Below are 20,014 nucleotides of genomic sequence, written 5' to 3'. Positions count from 1 at the left end.
GTCGTCAGCGTCGTGCCGAGCCGCTGAGCAACCGCGTGCGTCGGGATGGCAAGTTCTTTCGGCTGGGTTCGCAGAAGTTTTATGTGAAGGGCGTTACCTACGGGCCGTTCGCGCCCAATCGCGACGGAGACCCGCTGCCGAATCCCGGACAGGTTGAAAGCGACTTCGAGCAGATCCTGGACCTGGGGGCCAACTGCATCCGCATCTATCACGTGCCGCCGAAGTGGTTTCTGGACCTGGCCGCCCGAAAGGGGCTGAAGATCTTTCTGGACGTGGCCTGGCCGAAGAACCTGTCGTTTGTGGATGATCCAGAGTTGACGCGACAGGCGCAGCAGGCGGTGCGGCACGCGGCGCGCACGTGCGGCAATCACGAGGCGATCTTTGCGATCAGCGTGGTCAACGAGATTCCGGCGGACCTGGTGCGGTATTACGGGCGCAGGCGGGTCGAGGATTTCGTCGACGATCTGGTGCGGATCGTCAAGCAGGAGGCGCCGCAGTGCCTGGTGACCTTCGCCAACTTCCCGACCACCGAGTATCTTCAGCCGCGAGAGATCGACTTCGTCTGCTTCAATGTTTACCTGCATGACGAGCAGGTTTTCCGCAACTACCTGGCCAGGCTCCAGCACATCGCCGGGGAAAAGCCACTGATGCTTGGCGAATACGGAATCGACACGCATCGGGAAAAGACCGAGCAGCAGCAGGCGGAGATCCTGGCCAACCACGTGCGGGCGGTGTTCGACGAAGGCCTGGCCGGCACGTTCATCTTCAGCTACACCGACGAGTGGTACACGCATGGCTGGCAGATCACGGACTGGAAGTTCGGGATCGTTCGGGAGGATCGCACGCCCAAGCCGGCGTTCCATGCGATTCGGGAGTTGTATCACCGCGCGCCGCAACTGGCGGACGTGAAGCTGCCGAAAATCAGCGTGATCATCTGCTCGTACAACGGCGCCAGCACGGTCGAGTCGTGCCTGCGGTCCATGCAGCGGCTGCGGTATCCGGATTACGAGGTGATCTTCGTCGACGATGGCAGCACCGACAACACCCAGCAGATCCTCAAAAAGTTCCCCTGGGTACGCAACATCCGCCAGAAGAACATGGGCCTGAGCTACGCCCGGAACGTGGGGATGAACGCCGCGACCGGCGAGATCATCGCCTACACCGACAGCGACTGCGAGGCCGACGAAGACTGGCTGTACTACCTCGCGCTGGCGATGCTGCGGAGCAAACACGTGGGGATGGGCGGGCCGAACCTGATTCCCGACGAAGGCTCGTGGATCGCGGATTGCGTGGGGCTGAGCCCCGGCGGGCCGACACACGTGATGATCGACGACCGCACCGCCGAGCATGTGCCCGGGTGCAACATGGCGTTCTACACGTGGGCGGCGAAGCTGATCAACGGATTCGACCCGCAGTTCCGCAAGGCCGGCGATGACGTCGATTTCATCTGGCGATTGCAGCACCTGGGCTACACGATCGGCTTTGCGCCGGCGGCGCAGGTCTGGCACTATCGTCGAAACACCGTGCAGGCGTACCTGAAGCAGCAGCGTGGCTACGGCGAGGCCGAGGCGCTGCTCAAGTTCAAGCACCCGGACCACTTCAACACGCTGGGCGCCAGCAGTTGGCGCGGACGAATCTACGGAGGCGACGGAATCGGCGTGCGCATCGGGCGCGATGTGATTTACCACGGCGTGTTCGGCTCGGGACTGTTCCAGACCATCTACCGCCGGCAGGCTTCGATGGTGGCGGCGATGCTGATGAGCGTCGAGTGGCACCTGCTCAGCGCGTTCGTGGCGGTGCTGGGGCTGGCGTTTACCCCGCTGCTGATGGTGGCCGGGCTCATGTTCGCCGTGCCCGTGGTGCTGGCGATCGTGGCGGCGATCCAGGCGCCGATGCCTCGTCACCGGCACTGGCTGAGCCGGCCTCTGATCGCCCTGCTGCATTTCCGCCAGCCGATCGCCCGCGGGTGGGCGCGGTATTCGGTGCGGCTGAAGGCCAAGGTGCTCCAGCGCGAAGCCAAGCGGGGCAGGCGATCTCGCCCGCTGCCGCTGGATCCCAAGCGCAAACGCACGCTGCAATACTGGAATACCCACCACGACCGCGTCGTGCTGCTCCAGAAGATCAAGGAGGAGGTCGCCGCCGCCGGCTGGAGAATGCGCCTGGATTCCGGCTGGGCCGAGTGGGATATGGAGATCTACGGCAGCCGGTACGTGAAGGTGCGCGTGACGACGATGTCCGAACATCACGACGGGCGGGGAATGCTCACTCGCGTGAGAGTCGAGCTGCTGCCCAGCACGTTCTGCTCGGTGCTCAGTTTTGCCAGCCTCATCATGACCGGGCTGCTGTTTGCGTTTCTGCCCTGGCCGTTCAGCAGACCGGCGATCCTGATCCCCATGTTCCTGTGGGCGATGTATCTGTCGAACAAGGCGGTCGTGGGTCCGCCGGTGATGGCCCTGATCGACGAGGCCGCCGAGAAGGTCGGCTTCGACCCGATCCCCGTCGCCCAGCCCGCGCAGACCAGCAGGCCCAGACCTGTCGAGATCGAAGAAGAGCTCGACCTGGAAGAGCAGACGCCGTCCATCGCTTGAGATATCATGATCGGATTACAGGCTGAGAGGTTGAGAAAGCGAGGACGCTCGCGGCCTGCGCGCATCGGCCTTCTGAGCCTGTCGGCTTCTCATGCTTGACATGCGTCTGTACCTGCGGGCCATCTCCTACTTTCGCGAGGATGCCGGCAAGATCATCGCCTCGATCCTGCTGGTGGGGCTGTCGGTGCTGTTCGGCGTGCTCTGGCCGATGCCGATGGCGATCCTGATCGACGTGGTGCTCGGGGACGCGACCGCCCGATACCTGCCCTACGAGCTGTTCCAGCAATACGCCCCTGCGGACAAGGTGCAGCAGATCATCGTGCTGGCGATTTTGATGTTCGCGATCCGCATGGCCGCGGAGCTGCTCCGCACCGCGCAGACCATGCTCAATATCCGAATCGGCTACAACGGCATGATGCGCGTCCGCTGCGATCTGTTCCGCAAGCTTCAGCAGCTCAGCCTGGCGTATCACAAGAGCCAGCCTCAGGGCGACGCGATTTACCGCCTCAGCTACGACAGCCTGGGGTTTCAATCCGTGCTGAACGTGCTGATCGGAATCCTGGTGAACCTTGCGACGCTCGGCTTCATGGCCTGGGTCATGTTCGGCATGAACTGGAAGCTGACGCTGGTGTCGCTTTCGGTCGTGCCGTTTCTGGTCGTGACGATCCGGTACTACACCCGGCTGCTCAAGGATCGCTATACCCAGTCCTACGAGGTCGATTCGCAGATCACGACGGCGATTCAGCGGTCGGTGGCGGCGATCGGGCTGGTGCAGGCGTTCGGCCGCGAGAAGGACGAGTTCGAGAACTTCATGGCCACACAGGGCAACAGCATCCGCGTGAAGATGCGCTTGCACTGGGATGAGGTGATGTACTGGTTCATCCTGGGCACGATCTTCGCCGTCGCGTCGTGCGCGATCCTGGCGTATGGGGGGTACCTCAGCTACACGTCGCCGCAGACGTTCAAAGTGGGGATGCTCAGCATGTTCCTGATCTACCTGGAGAAGCTTTACGATCCGCTGAACAAGCTCAGCGGCAGCGGGGCGAGCCTGGCGGGCAGCGTGGCGCAGGTGCAGCGGGTGTTCGAGGTGCTGGATCGCGATCCGGTGATCAAGGACGCGCCGGATGCGATTCACCTGCCGCGAAAGCCACGCGTGCTGGCTTTCGAGAATGTCGAGTTTCACTATCGCCCCGGCGAGCCGGTGCTTCGCGGGATCAGCTTCCGCATTTCTCCGGGACAGATGGTTGGCTTCGTTGGTTCCAGCGGGGTCGGAAAGACGACCCTGCTGAATCTGCTGCCGCGCTTCTACGACCCGACCGGCGGGGCGATGAAGCTGGACGACATCGATGCACGCAAGATCAAAATCGCCGATCTGCGCAAACACGTCGCCCTGGTGCTGCAGGATAACGTGATTCTGCCGACGACGGTGGCGGAGAACATTGCCTACGGTCGGCCGGATGCCACCGATGCCCAGATCCGCCGCGCGGCGGAACTGGCCGGGGCGGCAAGCTTCATCGAAAAACTGCCGCAAAAGTACGAGACGCAAATCAGCGAGTCGGGATCGAACCTCTCCGGCGGGCAGAAACAGCGCATCAGCATCGCCCGGGCGCTGCTGACCGAGGCGCCGATCATCGTCATGGACGAGCCGACCAGCGCGCTGGATCCCCAGCACGAGCAGATGATCACCGAGACGCTGCGAAGCCTCAAACGCCAGCGAACCATCATTCTCGTCAGTCACCGTCTCAGCACCGTCGCGGACTGCGATCAGATCTTCGTCATGGACGAAGGGCGCATTGTCGAGCAGGGCACACACCACGAGCTGATCGCCAGACGCGGGCTGTACTATCGCATGGCCAGGCATCAGATGAAGCTGGACGACTCACCATCGGCGGTGGCGGGCGTATCAGGCGGTTCGTCAACGCCCTGATCGCCGCTGTGCCTTTTATTCATGACGCCTGCGAACGGGTCCGCCATGAGAGCGATCAATTGGCGGCGGTGTCCGCTGCGCCTGGCGGGGTTGCGACTGGCGCGGTCTGGAGCTGCTGGAGAATCTGCCGCAGCGTCTGGAGAATCTGTTGTTGGGTTCCGTCATGTCGTTGGGTGCGGGGACCTTCGACGGTGCGGGCGGCCAGCGCCGGGCCGAGCGTCATCAGGATCGCGCCCAGCACTTTCCCGACCGGCGTGCGGGGAAAGATGTCGGCGTAGCCCACCGAGATCGCCGTCGCGCAGTAGATCAGCGCGTCGTAGATGTCGCGCACCTTCGGGTTATGCTGTTTCTCCGCCGCGAAAAACAGTACCGTGCTCAGCCCGACCAGGCTCAGCGTGTTGCGGCATGGCCGCTCGCCCAGCATCTCCGCCAGTCGGTCGATGGGCAGCTCTTCAGGAATGGGTATGCCCAGGGCAACAAGCTCGTCTCGAAGACCCATCAGCATCTCCAGATCAAAAAGACCAAATCCCAATGACCAACACTGAAGTAGTCGGGGGAGCCTGGTCAATTAACTCATCAAGCGGACCTGGTCATGGAACGCTTAGCCTCTGGCTTTGGGAGGCGTGGGGCGCGACTCGGCGACGGGAACATTTCCCGGCGGAGTGGGCGTCGGGGCGGCGGCCGCGGCGCCGGCGCCATTGCCGTCGGCGGGCTTGAGCGAATTCGCCACCGCCGTGCCGATCTTGGCCAGCAGCTCCTGTCCTTCGTCCGGCAGCGTGCGCAGCAGCCCGTCCACGCCATTGCCCAGTGCCGCGGCGCGCATGAACTTCTCGCTCATCTGCGCCATCGTCGTCGGGTCGCCGAAAATCTGCATGTTCGCCTTGGCCAGCATGTTGCCCAGCGCCGTGGCGGCGGCGATGCGGAACTCCTTCTCCGCCTGGATCCGCAGCTTCTCCAGCTCGAACTTCAGCGCTGCCTCCTCGAATTCGCTCTTGTTGGCCAGGCTCTGGCGTTCGACATCGACGCGCGCCTGCTCGACATTGACCTTCTCGCGTTCGACATTGACATCGACCATTTTGACGGCGCGATCGCCGTCGGCGTGCTTGGCGGCGGCCTGGGCGTCGGCCTCGGCGAGCCGCAGCTTCGCCTCGTACTGCATCTGGGCGGCCTGGCGCTGGGCCTCGGCTTCCTTGACCTTCATGTACGCCAGCACGTCCGCTTCGGTCTGATCGCGAACCTGCTTCTGGCGGGCCTCGTTCTGAGCGGCGATGAGGCGTTTGGCGGCCTCGCGCTCGGCCTCGGAAGTGACCTGCACGGTCACGACCGACTGCTGCGCCTTTTCCCGCTCCGCCTCGGTTGCCAGCATCTCCGCCTGCGCCGCGGCGCGCTCGCGCTCCTTTTCCGCCACCGCCACCTCGCGCGCCCGCTCGGCCACTTCGATCGCCTGCTTCTTCAGGATGTTGGCGGTCTCCTGCTCCTTGAGCCTGGCGATCAGCGCGATCTGCTTGGCGATGTTCGCCTGCTCCACCGCAAGCGTCCGCTCCACCTCCGCGGTTTCGATGTTCTTCATCTTCTCGATGTCGCGCCGCGAAACCGCCTCGTCCTGCTGGATCTTGAACTCCGCGATCTGACGCTCGCGCTCGGCGCGAACGTTGGCGACTTTGGCCTTCTGCTCGGCCTCGAACTCCGCCTGGTCACGCTCCATGTCCAGGACTTGCTTGCGAGTCGCAACGTTCTTCTGCACCACTTGCTTCTGTGATTCCTGCTCGATCTCATTGCGATCGACCTTGGCCTTCATGGTGATCTCGGCGATCTTGCGCAGGCCCTGGGCGTCGAAGACGTTGCGTTCCTGGAGCTGAGTGGGATCGGTCTGGTCCAGCGAGGAAATCGTCACCGACTCCAGCGTCAGGCCGTTGCTGGCCAAGTCGTGCGTGACGATCTGCTGCACGGAAGAGGCGAACTCGTCGCGTTTGGAGTGAAGCTCGACCAGGTCCTTGGTGGCCGCCACCGTCCGCAGCGCGCTGACCAGTTTTTCCTGCACCAGCTCGCTGACGGCTTCGGGATGAACGCTGCGGTTGCCCAGCGAGCGGGCGGCCTGGAGGATGTCGTCGCGGTTGGCCTGGACCTTGATGTAGAACTCGGCCGAGAGGTCCACTCGCAGGTTGTCTTTGGTGATCAGTGCATGCGGCCCGCGGCGTTCGACGTTGAGTCGCATGGTTTCCAGGGAGACGGGGATGACGTTGTGGAGCACGGGCACGACGATCGCGCCGCCGTCCTGCACCACCTTGACCCCCGCGCCGCCGGTGCGCACGAACGCCATATTCGCCGACGCCTTGCGATACAGTCGAGTGACCACCGCGACGATGGCGACCAGGCCGAGCAGCACGAGTCCGCCGGCCAGCATCAGCACCCGCTGGGTGTTGTTCAGTCCCGGGACCATGAACGACGCCACCGCCGCCGCCGCACCGGCAAGGAAGAAGATGAATAACACCATGACAACACCCCGTTTCGGAAAGACGCCGACCGATCGTGTCACACAGTCGCCGGGTTGCCGCGGCGTGGCCTGCGCCTGGGCGCGGCCCGCGGAGTCTGTGCGCGGTCAGCTTTTCTGTTTTGTCTTCGACTCGCTGCTGGCGTAGACGGACTTTGATACCGGCAGCACGTAAAACAGCGATTCCTTTGCGCTGTAGGCGACGAGTTTGACCCGCGCGCCTTTGGGGATCACGCGATGCTCGTCGTCGCCGCATTCCAACCGACAGGGGACCTGGTACAGGTCGCCGGATTCATCGCGGACGCTGACCAGGCCGAATTTCGAATCGACCGGCAAAATCACTTCCCCGCCGCTTCCGAGCAGTTCGTGACGTCGCTTGGCGGTGCTGAGGTTCAGCGGCATGAAGCGGTTGATGGCGCGGCTGGTGCCGCTGGTGATCAGCAGGCTCGCGATCGCCGCCAGCGGCAGTGAATACATGGCGACGTGCCAGGACTGGCCGACATGCTCGCGGGCGAGCTGATTGGTGGCGAATCCGATTCCGCCCCAGGTCAGCAGCAGGATCATCATGACGATGCTGAGCGGGACCTGTCCCACGCCAAGAAAACTCAGGCCCGCCCACAGCGCCGAACCCAGTGCCGAGCCGTCAGTCTCAACATCATGCTCGGCGTGGGGCAGATCGTGATCGGCTTCGGCATCGACGTCTGCGTGGGCATCGACGTCGGCGTCGGCGTCCATATCGGCATCGGCGTCGAGGTCGGAGTCAACGTCCGAGTCCATGTCTGCGTCGGCGTCGCCGAAGGTCCAGCCGCTGAGGGTATAGACCCCCAGATACAGCAGTGCCAGTGCAAATGGCACCAGAAAGACCAGGTTCCACCAACCGAGCAGCCATTGAGCGTTCATGGCCCCGCCTCCGCGCTGGGACCGCAGTGCGAGAATCGCCTGCCCGACGCGCATTCATGGTCGTCGAAACATAGACCTTGTGCAAGGAAAACCAGAGTAGAAACCGGCCTGAAGGCTATAACGCGACTTGCGCAAAACAGCCCCGGGGGCATACCCGGGGCTGATTGTGCTACCATCGTTTCGCCTGGCTGGCGACTTTCATCGGCAGGCCGAACAGGTCGATGAACCCGCGTGCGGCCGTTACGTCGTAACCTTCCATGCTGAAACTGGCCAGTTGCGGATCGTACAGCGAATAGGGGCTTTTCGCGCCGACGTGCATGGCCCGGCCCTTGTAGAGCCGCACCCTGGCGATGCCGGTGACGGTGGCGTTGGTGTGATCGACGAAGGCCTGAAGCGCTTCGCGCAGCGGGTGGAACCATTGCCCGTAATAGACCAGCTCGGCGTAGCGCTGCGCGACCAGCAGCTTGTAGTGCAGCGTGTCACGCTCCAGGCAGATCTGTTCCAGGGCCTTGTGAGCCTCGTAGAGGATCGTTCCGCCGGGCGTCTCGTAGACGCCGCGGGATTTCATTCCGACCAGACGATTTTCCGCCAGCACGGTCACGCCCACGCCGTGCGTGCCGCCTATTCTGTTCAGCTCGATGACGATCTCGTGCGGCGGCAGGCGCCTGCCGTTCACCGCGACCGGGTTGCCCCGCTCGAACTCGACCTCGACGATTTCCGGCTCATTCGGCGCTTTTTCCGGTGGGGTGACCATCGTCAGGCAGGCCTGCCAGTTCGGCTCGGCATCCGGGTGCTCGATCTCGGCGCCTTCGTGGGAGATGTGCCAGAGGTTGCGATCCTGGCTGTAGATTTTGGTCTTGCTGACGGTGATGGGGATTCCCTTTTTCTGCGCATATTCGACAGCGCTCTCGCGATCGCGCAGCTCGAAGCGCGTGTCCTTCCATGGCGCGATGATCTTGAGCTTCGGGTCCAGGGCCATGTACGTCAGCTCGAAACGCACCTGATCGTTGCCCTTGCCGGTGGCGCCGTGGGCCACCGCGTCGGCACCGGTCTGATGCGCCACCTCGACCTGCTTGGCCGCGATCAGTGGCCGTGCGATGCTCGTGCCCAGCAGATAGTCCTGTTCGTAGATCGCGTGCGCCCGCAGCATGGGGAAGCAGTACTTCTCGGCGAACTCCTGCCGCAGGTCCATCACGACAACCTCATCGGCGCCGCTTTTGTAGGCCTTGTCTTCGATCCCCTTCAGCTCGTCGCCCTGCCCGAGCTCGGCCGCGAATGCGACCAGCTTCACGCCCGGGTAACGCTCCTTGAGCCAGGGAAGAATGACGGAAGTATCCAGCCCGCCGCTGTAGGCGAGGACGATTTTCTTCGGGTTCGAATCGGAGTTGGACATGGCGGACAGTATAGAAAACACGCCGGGATTCGCCACGAGTCGGTCCATCGTTTACGCCAGGCGCGGAGCATCGCGCGTTGCAGATCCGGCTTCGGGCCAGAACAATCCCCACCATGCAAAGGCGATTTCAGACGCATCTTCGCAACACGTTTTTGGCGGGAATCTTCGCGGCTCTGCCTGTGGCGATCACGATCTTCCTGATCGTGCAGGTCGATGCGTGGACGCGCGGGATCTCGAATTACCTGTTTGGCAAGCCGATCCCGTTCCTCGGAGCGCTGATCGCGATCGTCGCGGTCTATGTCGTCGGCGTCCTCGTCACGCTCTCGATCGGCAAATGGGCCCTGGCGAAGATCGACGCGCTGCTGGAACGCCTGCCGGTCATCAAGCCGATCTACCGGGCGTGGAAGCAAATATCGCTGACACCCGGCGGCGGGGAAGGCATGTTCGCCAGGGTCGTGCTCGTGCCCGATGAGACCGGGCAGATGCGCACGCTGGGCTTCACCAGCGGGCAAGGTATTCCAGGAGACCCCGACACGATCTGTGTCTTCGTGCCCAACGCGCCGAATCCGATTCAGGGCAAGCTGTATTTCGCGGCGCGGAACAAGGCGCGGATGACCGCGCTCACGTCCGAGGAGGCATTCAAACTGCTGTTATCGACCGGGAACTACGTGCCGGAAGGTTGCGGGAAGGAAAGGAATGAAGGATGAAGCCAGAACGATGAAAGATGAGCAGGAGTTACTGGGCGTCGGGCTTCAGCGGCGCTGATTGGGCGATGTTGGCGGGCTGATCGGTGCTCAGGTACATCAGCCCCCAGGTGTTGGGGCGGAGCTGGGTCATCACTTCCTTGGGGGCCGACCAGAAGTAGTCGGTGGCGTGCTGGAAGTTGCGCACGTGGATGTTGAACGCCATCGCCGGCTGGTTGCGCGGATCAAAGCCGTTCAACGCGCTGGCGGGAATGAGCATCTCGACGACATAGCGATCGGGCAGGACACGCACGGCGGTGCGGATATCCGGGTGCGGAATGAGATGATCCTTCAACGCGTCGCCGGGGCGATGCCACTGGCCGGCGATGCCCAGCCGCCCGTCCTCGCCGGGCCAGGCGTTGGGCACGAAGAAGAACTGGTGGGAGTAGACATCGTAGCTGTTCTGGTCGGAAGCGACCGGTCGGGTGGAGATCCAGAACTCGGCGAAGTCTCGAGTCCACCACCAGCCGTGCGCCGGCGCGCCGTGGATGTCATTGTCGAAGACTTCCATCGCCAGGTACAGCCCGTTGTCGTTCCACCCCAGGAACACGTTGGGCAGCGGGAGCTTGGATCGTTCCAGGCCGACGGTCTGCGAGTGCCGCACGCCCATGAGCTTTGACGCCATCGACCAGTCGCTCAGCTCGCCGTTGAGGTTGATCGGCTTGGCCAGGTATGGCACGTGCATGACGGGTTTGTTGGCGAAGCTCTCGCGCCAGACGTCGGCCTGTGCGGTGGCGTCGGCGTTGGCGTTAGCATGCAGCGGGTTGAGCATCGGGCCGGTCTTGCGAATGCTCTCGGCCAGCAGCTCATAGGGCACGTCGTCCACATCGACGACGCCGAAGTTCACGTCCTCGCCGTCGCTGGAGCGTCCGCTTGGCGGTTCATCGCTCCACTGGAACCAATCGACGCCGACGATGTAAGGCACGCGAGCCGCGCGGGTGGTGAACAGGCGATAGGCATCAGCGCGGGCCTGTTGATCCAGCACCTGCGCCGCGAAGCCGACGGTGTTGCGGTTGCCGCTGCGGCCGTCCAGCGCATGGAAGGAGTACTCGGTGATCAGCAGCGGCTGGCCGGATTGCTCGTACATCATGTTGAACATCTCGGCGTCGAGGCGCGCGTCGGAGACGTAGTAGTTGATCGACTGGGCATCGGTGAGGTCGCGGCTGGCGCGGACAACCTCGCGCGGCGCGTAGCCGCGGAAGCGCACGCCAAGGATCAGGTGGTTCGGATCGTACTTGCGGATCAGCCCGCAGGTGATGCGGAAGTAGTCGGCTGCCAGTTGCGACAGCCAGGCGCTGAACAGCCGGCTGTACGCCTGCGGCTGCTCATGCGGCAGCTTCTGCCATGTATCCAGATCTTTCCAGTCCGTCAGCTCCACGCCCCAGTCGCGGTTGAAATCTTCCAGGCTTGCCCAGACGGAGCGGATGACCTTGACGACCTGCTGGCGGTTGGGATCGTCGGCGGGAAGGTTATCGAAGTACTGGCTGGGTCCGGCGCCGCTGTCGCCCCAGTCCAGCTCGTTGTCGATGAAATACCCGATGAGATTGACGTTGTTCGCCAGCGGCTCAACCTGGGTCTTGATGGCGTGCTCAGCGGCGGGAATCCAGCCCGGTGAGTACAGGCGTTTGCTCTCGTGCGGGATCCAGGTCCACAGATTCAGGTCTCGGGTCATCGGGATGTCGAGCTTGTGGAACTCGGGATGGCACCAGGCGCCCAGGCCCTTGAAGCCCATGTTCAGCACGCGTTGGGCGGTTTTGGTTGCCCAGGCGTGCAGATCACCCGGCCCGCCGACTGGACCATCAAAGTCGCGCGAGACGTAGTGAATGCCGGTTTTGTCCCGCCCCCATTGATAGGGTTGAACCGTCGTGACGGTATTGAGGAACTCCAGGCGATTGTCCGGAGAGACAAACCACCAGACACCCGAGGCAGTCTGCCCCAGTCGCCAGAAGCCTTGCTTGCCACGCAGCACCGTCAGGGAAGACGGATCCAGATTCACCTGCCTGGGCTGCGGCTCGACTGCCTTGGCGAGCGGTGCAGGCTCCTCGTTGTTCTGCGAGGCGGGGATCTCGGCGGTTGGTTCCACCTGTGGCAGGGGGTTATCGACGTATCGCGCCACGGCCGGCTGAGAGTTTCCCCGACCAGTAAGATACGGTTGAACCCACAATCCGATGGCCAAGAGGAAGATGACGGCGAACGCGAGACGGTCCATGATGCCCTTCCAACTGGCGGCCCGGACCTTGGAAAGGCGCGTCAGGCCGCGGACGGCGTTGCTCAGCATCTGGCCTGCGCCGAGCAGGAGTTGGCCCATCCCCAGCCCGCGAGCCCGATGAAGGAGGGTGCGACCGACTCGTCGCCAGCCGGCTCGGGATCGACCGATTACGGGATAGATATCGGTCGTCATCTATCAAATGATTAGCCAAAATACCGGGAGGGTCAAATTGCCTAAGTTACTATATGAAAAGAATTTGTGATCACTTTCACGAACCTTTACGACTTTTTGTCGTAGCAGGTTTTTAGCTAAAAAACGGTTGGGGAGGGTGATGCTGTTGGATCGCTCGCTGCGAGTAGCGCGCAGGGTCAATTCCGCCTGGTTCTAATCGCAAGGTGCACTGAATCCGATCAGGCCAGAAGCTGGCGGCAGCGCGCCAAGACGTCGAAGTGTCGAAGTTTCGGCTTGACGGACTTGCGTTGAACGCTAAATTACGCCCCGCGCGTTGACTGCGCCGCAGCGGTTGCCTTTGATAACGGCGGGTGTGTCAACGCACCAGCACACAGGCATAAGGCAAAGGAGCAGGTGTGAAGATTGAGCCTGACTGATGGCTCATGCTGACCGAAGCGCCGTGAAGTGGTCGGCATGAGCAACCGTTAGCGGCGAGTGCCGACCGTGCAGCGAGCTTCGTGGAAGCGCGACATCCGGAAGCTGAGCACCAACCCGCAGAGGCCGCGCTCCCGACCGCATCGGTCGGGGCGGTAGTCGCCAACGGAATCGACGATTGCCGCGGAGAGGCCTCGGCGGGTTTCGTGTTTTGAGGAGTTGTCAGTTGCCAGTTGCCAGTTCAATGGCAACAGCGGCGGCTGGCAACTGGTAGACTGGCAACTTCGGAGTGCATATGGCACGCGATCTGACCAAAATTCGCAACATTGGCATTTGCGCCCACATCGACGCGGGCAAAACCACCGTCTCGGAGCGCATCCTTTATTACACCGGGAAGATCCACAAGATGGGCGAGGTCCACGAAGGCACCGCCGTCATGGACTTCCTGGAAGAAGAGCAGAAGCGCGGCATCACCATCCAGTCCGCCGCCACCACCTGCCCCTGGGACCGCAACGGCGAGCGATACACCATCAACCTGATCGACACTCCCGGTCACGTGGACTTCACCGTTGAAGTCGAGCGGTCGCTTCGCGTGCTCGACGGCGCTATCGCCGTCTTCGATGGAAAAGAAGGCGTCGAGGCGCAGTCCGAAACCGTCTGGCGGCAGGCGACCAAGTACAACGTGCCGCGCATCTGCTTCATCAACAAAATGGACAAGCTGGGCGCCGACTTTGACTTCAGCTTCAACAGCATCGTTGAACGCCTGGGCGCCCCGGCCGTTGCCGTGCAACTGCCCATCGGACAGAGCAACACCTTCAAGGGCATCATCGACCTGATCCGCGGCGTGGCGATCTACTACAACGTCGCCGACGAGAAGGACAAGGGCCGCACGCAGATCGAAAAACCCATCCCCGAGGAAGAGCGCGAGCGATACGAACACTGGCGGCATCTGCTGCTGGAAAAGGTCGCGGAGCTGGATGACCATCTGACCGACAAGTACCTGACCGATCCGAACACGATCACCGAACAGGAGATTCGCGCGGCCCTGCGAAAGGGCACGATCGCCTTCAAGGTTCATCCCGTGTTCTGTGGCTCGGCGCTGCGCTACGTCGGCATCCAGCGCCTGCTGGATGGCGTGATCGATTACCTGCCGTCGCCCCTGGACCTGCCCCCGGTCAAGGGACATGACGTGAAGGATCCGGACAAGATCATCGAGCGAAAGCCTTCGCCCGATGAGCCGTTCTGCGGGCTGGTATTCAAAATCGTCAGTGACCAGCACGGCGATCTGACTTACGTGCGGGTCTACTCCGGGCGGCTGGAAAAGGGCAGCCGTGTGCTCAACGCCAACCGCGGCAAGAAGGAGAATATCTCGCGAATGTTCCAGATGCACGCGGCGGATCGCATCCCCATCGACGTTGCCGAGGCCGGCGATATCGTCGCGTGTATCGGCGTCAAAGACGCGCTCACCGGCGACACGCTGTGCGACCCGGACCACCCGATCATCCTCGAACGGCCCACTTTCCCCGAGCCGGTCATCAGCATGTCCATCGAGCCCAAGACCGCCGCCGACAAGCAGAAGCTCGGCGAGGCCCTGACGATCCTGAAGCGCGAGGACCCGACCTTCCAGGCCAACTACGACGAGGAGACCGGGCAGACGATCATCGCAGGCATGGGCGAGTTGCACCTGGAAATCCTCCGCAACAAGCTCGTGCGCGACATGAAGGTGGATGTGCTGGTGGGCAAGCCCAAGGTCGCGTACAAGGAGACGATCACCGGCGTGGCGACCAACGTCCGCGGCAAGCACGTCAAGCAGACCGGCGGACGTGGCCAGTACGGCGACGTGGTGATCAACATCGAGCCGTTCGACGGCACCGGCGTGGATCCGGAAACCCTCAAGAAATGGAACTGGCGCGATGGGGTGGCGTTCGAAAACAAGATCTTCGGCGGGGCGATCCCCAAGGAGTTCATCCCCTCCGTGGAGTACGGCGTGCGAATGGCCGCCAAGACCGGCGTGCTGGCCAGCTACCCCCTGATCAACATCAAGGTCTCACTTGTGGACGGCAGCTACCATCCGGTCGATAGCTCGCAGATCGCCTTCGAGCTGGCCGGACAGCTTGCCCTTCGCGAGGCGGCCATGAAGGCGGGGCTGACCCTGCTGGAGCCGATCATGAGGGTCGTCGTCACCACACCCGAAGAGTTCGTCGGCAATGTCACCGGCGACCTGAACCGCCGCCGTGGGGTCATCGTCAACTCCGAAAAGCGTGGCAACGTGCGGATCATCGAGGCCGAAGTGCCGCTGAGCGAGATGTTCGGCTACACCACCGAGCTGCGCAGCATGACCCAGGGCCGCGCCACCAGCGTCATGGAGCCGCTGAAGTACGCTCCGGTTCCGGCTCAGGTCAAGAATGCCATTCTCCAGGAAGTTGGATGAGCCGATCGCGGCACCGCAGAGCAACTGTCGCGGACGTCCCGCTCACCAGGACGCCCGCGACGTTTTTCTTCCACTTCGCGCCTTTTTTTTCACGGGCATCCCGCACATGGTCTGATCGCCCGCACCGGCGAGACGCCCGTGTCACAGAGTGGCGTGTTTCTGCACAGGACTCGTGCGACTGTGCCGCCGCGGCGGAGATTTGACGCGCAGCCGTCGGGAACGCAGACTGGCTCCATCAGCAACAGGAGTTTGAGGGCATGACAAGATCGTTCCTGTGCGCGCTTGTGGCCACATGGCTTTTTGCAGGCGGCTTAACGTTTGCACAATACCCGACGCTTTCGCCACAGCTCGAGGCCGAGGCCAACGCGCGCCGCGCCGCCTCCGACCAGCGCAGCGACGAAGCCTTCGCCCGCGCGCTGCCGGTCATCAAGGACTGGGAAACCAAAGGCAAGCCGTATATTCCTTGGGCTGCGCGACCGCAGGATCTGCCGCAGGCCAGCATCCCTGCCTTCCCCGGCGCCTGGGGCGGAGGGATGTACAGCTTTGGCGGTCGCGGCGGAAAGGTGTACGTCGTGACATCCCTTGAAGACTCCGGCCCCGGAACCTTCCGTGAAGCGCTGGAAGCCGGCGGGCCGCGCATCGTCGTCTTCAATGTCGCCGGCATCATCCGATTGAAAGACCGCATCCGCATCCGCGCGCCGTACATCACCATCGCCGGCAACACGGCGCCGGGCGACGGCGTGTGCATCGCCGGCGACACCGTCGAAATCGAAACCCACGATGTGGTCATCCGCCACATGCGCTTCCGCCGCGGAAACACCTGGGTCGGCGATCGCAACGACTCGCTGGGCGGAAATCCCGTCGGCAACGTGATCATCGATCACGTGTCGGCGAGCTGGGGACTGGATGAGAACATGTCGATGTACCGGCACATGTATCAGCCGCCCGACGGCGGGCGGGCACAGAAGCTGCCCACCGTCAACCTCACCATCCAGTGGTCGATCTCCAGCGAGGGATTGAACACCTACAATCACGCGTTCGGCAGCACGCTGGGCGGGCGGAATACGCTGTTCCACCACAATCTCTATGCCTGCAATACAGGACGAAATCCCAGCATCGGCATGACCGGCGACTTCAACTGGGTCAACAACGTGTTGTTCAACTGGCGGCACCGGACGATGGATGGGGCTGGCGGGGGAAACACCGTCAACGTGATCAACTGCTACTACAAGCCCGGCCCGGCCACGCCCAAGGACCAGGCCGTCGGCTACCGCATCGTGCAGCGCGAGGGGCTGGAGCGGACGGATCGCGAGGTGAGGCCCAACTTCTACGTTGAAGGCAACATCGTCGAAGGCAACGAGAAGGTGACGGCGGACAACTGGGCCGGCGGCGTGCAGCACATGGACGAGGACGACGCCGCCCGCGACCCCGAGGCCGCCCGGCGCGCCCAGGCCAATTTGCCCAAAGCGCGCGCCAAACAGCCGCTGCCCATGCCCCCGGCGCCGCCGATCGACACCGCCGCCGAAGCGTTCGAAAAAGTGCTCGCCAACGCCGGCGCCACGCTGCCCAGGCGCGATGCGGTCGATCAGCGCGTCGTCGAGATGGTGCGCAGCGGCCGGGTCAGCGCCAAGCCGAGCATGAACCTGGCCGAGGAGCTGAGCAAGGTCGGCTATCGCGATGAGGTGATCCAGCGAATCGCCGCTCTGGTCGAGAAGGGCATCATCACCGATCCGCGCGACGTCGGAGGTTATCCGCAATACCAGGGCACGCCGTACAAGGACAGCGACAGCGACGGCATGCCCGATGAGTGGGAGACAAAGTACGGATTGAACCCCAACGACGCCTCCGACGCCAGCGGCGACCTCAACGGCGACGGCTACACCAACATCGAGAAGTTCATCCATAACATCGATCCCACGAAGAAGGTGGACTGGAAGGACCTGAACAACAACGTGGATACGCTCAGCACGATAGCGAAGCAGGGCTGATTGCGTGTCTTGACGATATTGCGCAGAGGGTGTGCGAAGTTTGTTCAGCAATGAAAGCAGGCATCATCCACAGCGGGTTCATCTACGAGATCGGCACGGCGCCGTTTCCGTCGTGTCATGCGGCGACGCTATGCGAGCCGGCGCCCGGGCATGTCGTGGCGGCGTTTTTTGGTGGCAGCGGCGAGGGCAAGCCCGATGCGTCGATCTGGACCTGCCACCTGCGCGACGGGCGATGGTCGGCGCCGGTGCTGACCGCCGAGGGAATCGAGCCGGATGGCTCGCGCTATCCCTGCTGGAACCCGGTGCTGTTCAAGCCCCGCAATGGCCCGATGCTGCTGTTCTACAAGGTCGGGCCGTCGCCGTCGAAGTGGTGGGGCATGCTCAAACGATCCGGCGACGAAGGGCACACGTGGAGCGCCGCCCGGCGCGTCGGGCCAAACCTCATCGGCCCGGCGAAGAACAAGCCGGTGCAGCTTGAGAGCAGCATGATCCTGGTCCCGACGAGCGTTGAATCGGAATCCGGTTGGCGCCTGTATTTTGAGTGCAGCACAGACAACGGCAACACGTGGTCGGCGATGCCCTGGGTCGAGCAGGACCGCTCGATCATCCCCAAGGCAACGCAGCCGACGATCCTGATCCATTCGCAGACGGTTCTTCAGGCGCTGGGGCGGACGACGGTGGGGCGGATCTGCGAGACCTGGTCGCGCGACGGCGGGGCGACGTGGTCGCCGCTGGCGCTGACCGACCTGCCCAACTGCAACTCCGGGATCGACGCGACGACGCTGCGCGACGGGACGCACCTGCTGGTCTACAACCACTCGAATCTGGAGAAGGTGCGGTATCCGCTGAACGTGGCGATCTCGCGCGACGGAAGAACCTGGCAAGCCGCCGCGATCATCCAGGACGAGCCGCCCGGACAATACTCGTATCCGTGCGTGATCCAGACGGCCGACGGACTGGTGCACATCGCCTACACGTTCAAGCGGCGGACGATCGGGCATGTGGTGATCGACCCGGCGAAGCTCGAGCCGCGGCCGATCAGGGAATTCGTCTGTCCGCCGCCGGGAAGCATCACGCATCGGGTGGATCCGACGCAGTGAATACAAGGATGAGGGCAGAGGGATGAGGGCAGAGGGCAGAATCAGCAGATGGTTCTGCTGCAACGTCGCACGATGAGCCAGCCGGCGAGGGCCTCGGTCGCACGGAACTCTCATCTCCTGCACCGCAGCGGCTTTGCCCTTGCACCGCGTCACCGTTGACTCGTCCCCTGCGCCTCCACGCCTGCGGCGATGAGCTTGTCGATCCATTCCTCGGCCAGTTTCGGATCGGCAAAACCGATCATCTCCTTTCGCTCCTTATCGATCAGGACGCGCGAACCCATGATCGTTATCACCTTCAGTCGGCCAACGTGCGCGAGCATTTCCTCAAGGCTAGTCAGCGGCGGGGGCAGGGCTTCGGGCGGAGTCGAGGCGGCGGCGAGAAACTTCTGTCGCCGGGGCATCAACTCCCGCGGGATGAAACGCGGATCCACATCCACGAGCCGTGCGTCGCGCTGTCCGCTGGGTGGGGGATCGCTGGGCGTGCGCACGCGGTTGAAGCACTCGCGGCCGAGATGGTCGATGACCGCCTCGCGCGTGGCATTGAACTTCTCCCAGTCCGTGGCGACCTCAGTGTAGCTGTGGCTCAGTTGCAGCAGGATGGTATCCGTCGCGATCTCGCGCACGACCGGCGCCGGGGCCGACAGCAGCCGATCGCGACCGAAGTGCCGAACGTACATCGGCCCGAAGACCGTCACCCAGCACAGGTCGGGAATGCCGTTGCAGAGCTCATTCAGATTCCGCGGGTAGTAGCTCCATGCCTGGGGATCTTTGTGAGCCTGAGGCGATATTCCCAGGAAGGCCAAACCTCGCGCGGCCGCATGCTGCGCCTCCGGCTCGGACAGGACATGGATGTGAGCGTATGCCAGTCGCACCCGCTGGGCATACCACTCGGCCACCTCGAGCAGTTCCTGCTGCTCGACATGATCCAAGTCGATGGAGAGGTACTCATGCTCGTCGCCCTCACTGCGAAAGCGTGACCTGCATCCTCGTACGTCAGGCTTACGTCGCCTCCAATGCCAGCCGTCATCCAGCCGCTCCGGTGTCAGCGCCGCTTTGAGCGTCCGGGGGTCAACTTTGACCGTGTTGGGCTTCAGGCCGATCTCCTGGGGAGCCAGGCGTGGGAATCGCGCCGCAAAGTCGAGCGTGAGCTGAACGAGCGCGTCGTCTGATAGCATCTCTTCAGCAACAAAACTCAGGTATGCCATGCCTATTCCAAGGGCCATATCTTCACCAGCTTCCTCTGAATGCTGTCGTACTTTTCGATGCTCGCGGTCTTTCCGTTGGCCCGGTTCAAGAGCAGGTCCCTCATCAGACCCGTAAGGTCTGGATGCGGATCTCCAACCAGGGTATCCGAAACGATGATCCGATAATTCAATCCATGCTCTTTCGCCGCCTGGATCTGTGCTCTGAACTGGTCGGTCAGTTGCAGCGATTGTACTCGCTTGATTTCGATCATGCTCTGCCCGGCGATCACGACATCGGGAAACGTTCGCCGCGCCCTGCCCGTAGCGAGGACCACGTCGAAGAATCGCTTTTTCGCCGGCACGTCCAGTTGCTCCACCTCCCGCAAAAGCAGTCGCATCTCATTCTGGAACTTCATCCCCGCGGCCGCGTTCTGGATCATTTGGGCCGCCCGCT

General features: G+C 63.0%; 13 protein-coding genes. 6 read left to right on the top strand and 7 right to left on the bottom strand.

Annotated features, from left to right (window positions below):
• Positions 1 to 35: 35 nt before the first annotated feature.
• Together ACQS5P_RS06030 and ACQS5P_RS06025 are read left to right on the top strand one after the other, a co-directional pair.
• Positions 36 to 2,588 carry a glycosyltransferase gene (locus ACQS5P_RS06030; RefSeq protein WP_428940002.1) on the top strand — a complete coding sequence of 851 codons (2,553 nt, stop codon included), beginning with the start codon at positions 36 to 38 and terminating at the stop codon, positions 2,586 to 2,588.
• A gap of 91 nt (positions 2,589 to 2,679) precedes the next feature.
• The gene (locus ACQS5P_RS06025) at positions 2,680 to 4,515 is read left to right on the top strand and encodes an ABC transporter ATP-binding protein (RefSeq protein ID WP_428940001.1); all 1,836 of its coding nucleotides are present in this window, start codon (positions 2,680 to 2,682) and stop codon (positions 4,513 to 4,515) included.
• A 55-nt stretch (positions 4,516 to 4,570) separates the two neighbouring features.
• Here ACQS5P_RS06025 and ACQS5P_RS06020 read toward each other — a convergent pair whose 3' ends face one another.
• The 4 genes from ACQS5P_RS06020 to ACQS5P_RS06005 form a co-directional block, all read right to left on the bottom strand.
• A complete protein-coding gene (locus ACQS5P_RS06020) occupies positions 4,571 to 5,014 on the bottom strand; it encodes an ion channel (protein WP_428940000.1) in 444 nt (147 codons plus the stop codon).
• A 102-nt stretch (positions 5,015 to 5,116) separates the two neighbouring features.
• On the bottom strand, positions 5,117 to 7,009 hold the full coding sequence (locus ACQS5P_RS06015; RefSeq protein WP_428939999.1) for a flotillin family protein: 1,893 nt from the start codon (positions 7,007 to 7,009) through the stop codon (positions 5,117 to 5,119).
• Between the two features lie 105 nt (positions 7,010 to 7,114).
• On the bottom strand, positions 7,115 to 7,906 hold the full coding sequence (locus ACQS5P_RS06010; protein ID WP_428939998.1) for a hypothetical protein: 792 nt from the start codon (positions 7,904 to 7,906) through the stop codon (positions 7,115 to 7,117).
• A 169-nt stretch (positions 7,907 to 8,075) separates the two neighbouring features.
• Entirely contained in the window at positions 8,076 to 9,299 is a 1,224-nt protein-coding gene (locus tag ACQS5P_RS06005; RefSeq protein WP_428939997.1) for an argininosuccinate synthase, read from the bottom strand.
• Between the two features lie 113 nt (positions 9,300 to 9,412).
• Here ACQS5P_RS06005 and ACQS5P_RS06000 point away from each other — a divergent pair, with 113 nt between their 5' ends.
• Positions 9,413 to 10,006, top strand: coding sequence for a DUF502 domain-containing protein (locus tag ACQS5P_RS06000; protein WP_428939996.1), 594 nt, complete (start codon positions 9,413 to 9,415; stop codon positions 10,004 to 10,006).
• A gap of 28 nt (positions 10,007 to 10,034) precedes the next feature.
• Here the strand turns inward: ACQS5P_RS06000 and ACQS5P_RS05995 are convergent, their stop codons facing one another.
• Positions 10,035 to 12,251 (bottom strand): hypothetical protein, encoded by a 2,217-nt coding sequence (locus tag ACQS5P_RS05995; protein ID WP_428939995.1) that lies wholly within the window; start codon positions 12,249 to 12,251, stop codon positions 10,035 to 10,037.
• A 901-nt stretch (positions 12,252 to 13,152) separates the two neighbouring features.
• Here ACQS5P_RS05995 and fusA point away from each other — a divergent pair.
• The 3 genes from fusA to ACQS5P_RS05980 all read left to right on the top strand — a co-directional run bounded on the left by fusA (position 13,153) and on the right by ACQS5P_RS05980 (position 18,376).
• Complete coding sequence (gene fusA / locus ACQS5P_RS05990; RefSeq protein ID WP_428939994.1) at positions 13,153 to 15,288, top strand: elongation factor G; 2,136 nt, start codon at positions 13,153 to 13,155, stop codon at positions 15,286 to 15,288.
• Positions 15,289 to 15,545: 257 nt separating this feature from the next.
• The gene (locus ACQS5P_RS05985) at positions 15,546 to 17,276 is read left to right on the top strand and encodes a pectate lyase family protein (RefSeq protein WP_428939993.1); all 1,731 of its coding nucleotides are present in this window, start codon (positions 15,546 to 15,548) and stop codon (positions 17,274 to 17,276) included.
• Between the two features lie 50 nt (positions 17,277 to 17,326).
• On the top strand, positions 17,327 to 18,376 hold the full coding sequence (locus ACQS5P_RS05980) for a sialidase family protein (RefSeq protein ID WP_428939992.1): 1,050 nt from the start codon (positions 17,327 to 17,329) through the stop codon (positions 18,374 to 18,376).
• A 149-nt stretch (positions 18,377 to 18,525) separates the two neighbouring features.
• On the opposite strand, the gene ACQS5P_RS05975 is transcribed toward ACQS5P_RS05980, so the two are convergent.
• Both ACQS5P_RS05975 and ACQS5P_RS05970 read right to left on the bottom strand, forming a co-directional pair.
• A complete protein-coding gene (locus ACQS5P_RS05975) occupies positions 18,526 to 19,581 on the bottom strand; it encodes a hypothetical protein (protein ID WP_428939991.1) in 1,056 nt (351 codons plus the stop codon).
• Positions 19,582 to 19,583: 2 nt separating this feature from the next.
• Positions 19,584 to 20,000, bottom strand: a complete 417-nt coding sequence (locus ACQS5P_RS05970; protein WP_428939990.1) for a putative toxin — start codon at positions 19,998 to 20,000, stop codon at positions 19,584 to 19,586.
• Between the last annotated feature and the right edge of the window lie 14 nt (positions 20,001 to 20,014).

The sequence above is a fragment of the Fontivita pretiosa genome, assembly GCF_050410795.1.
Taxonomy (GTDB): domain Bacteria; phylum Planctomycetota; class Phycisphaerae; order Tepidisphaerales; family Tepidisphaeraceae; genus Fontivita; species Fontivita pretiosa.
The sequence above is the reverse complement of the archived record's forward strand: the minus strand, read 5'-3'. Positions and strand labels throughout refer to the sequence as shown.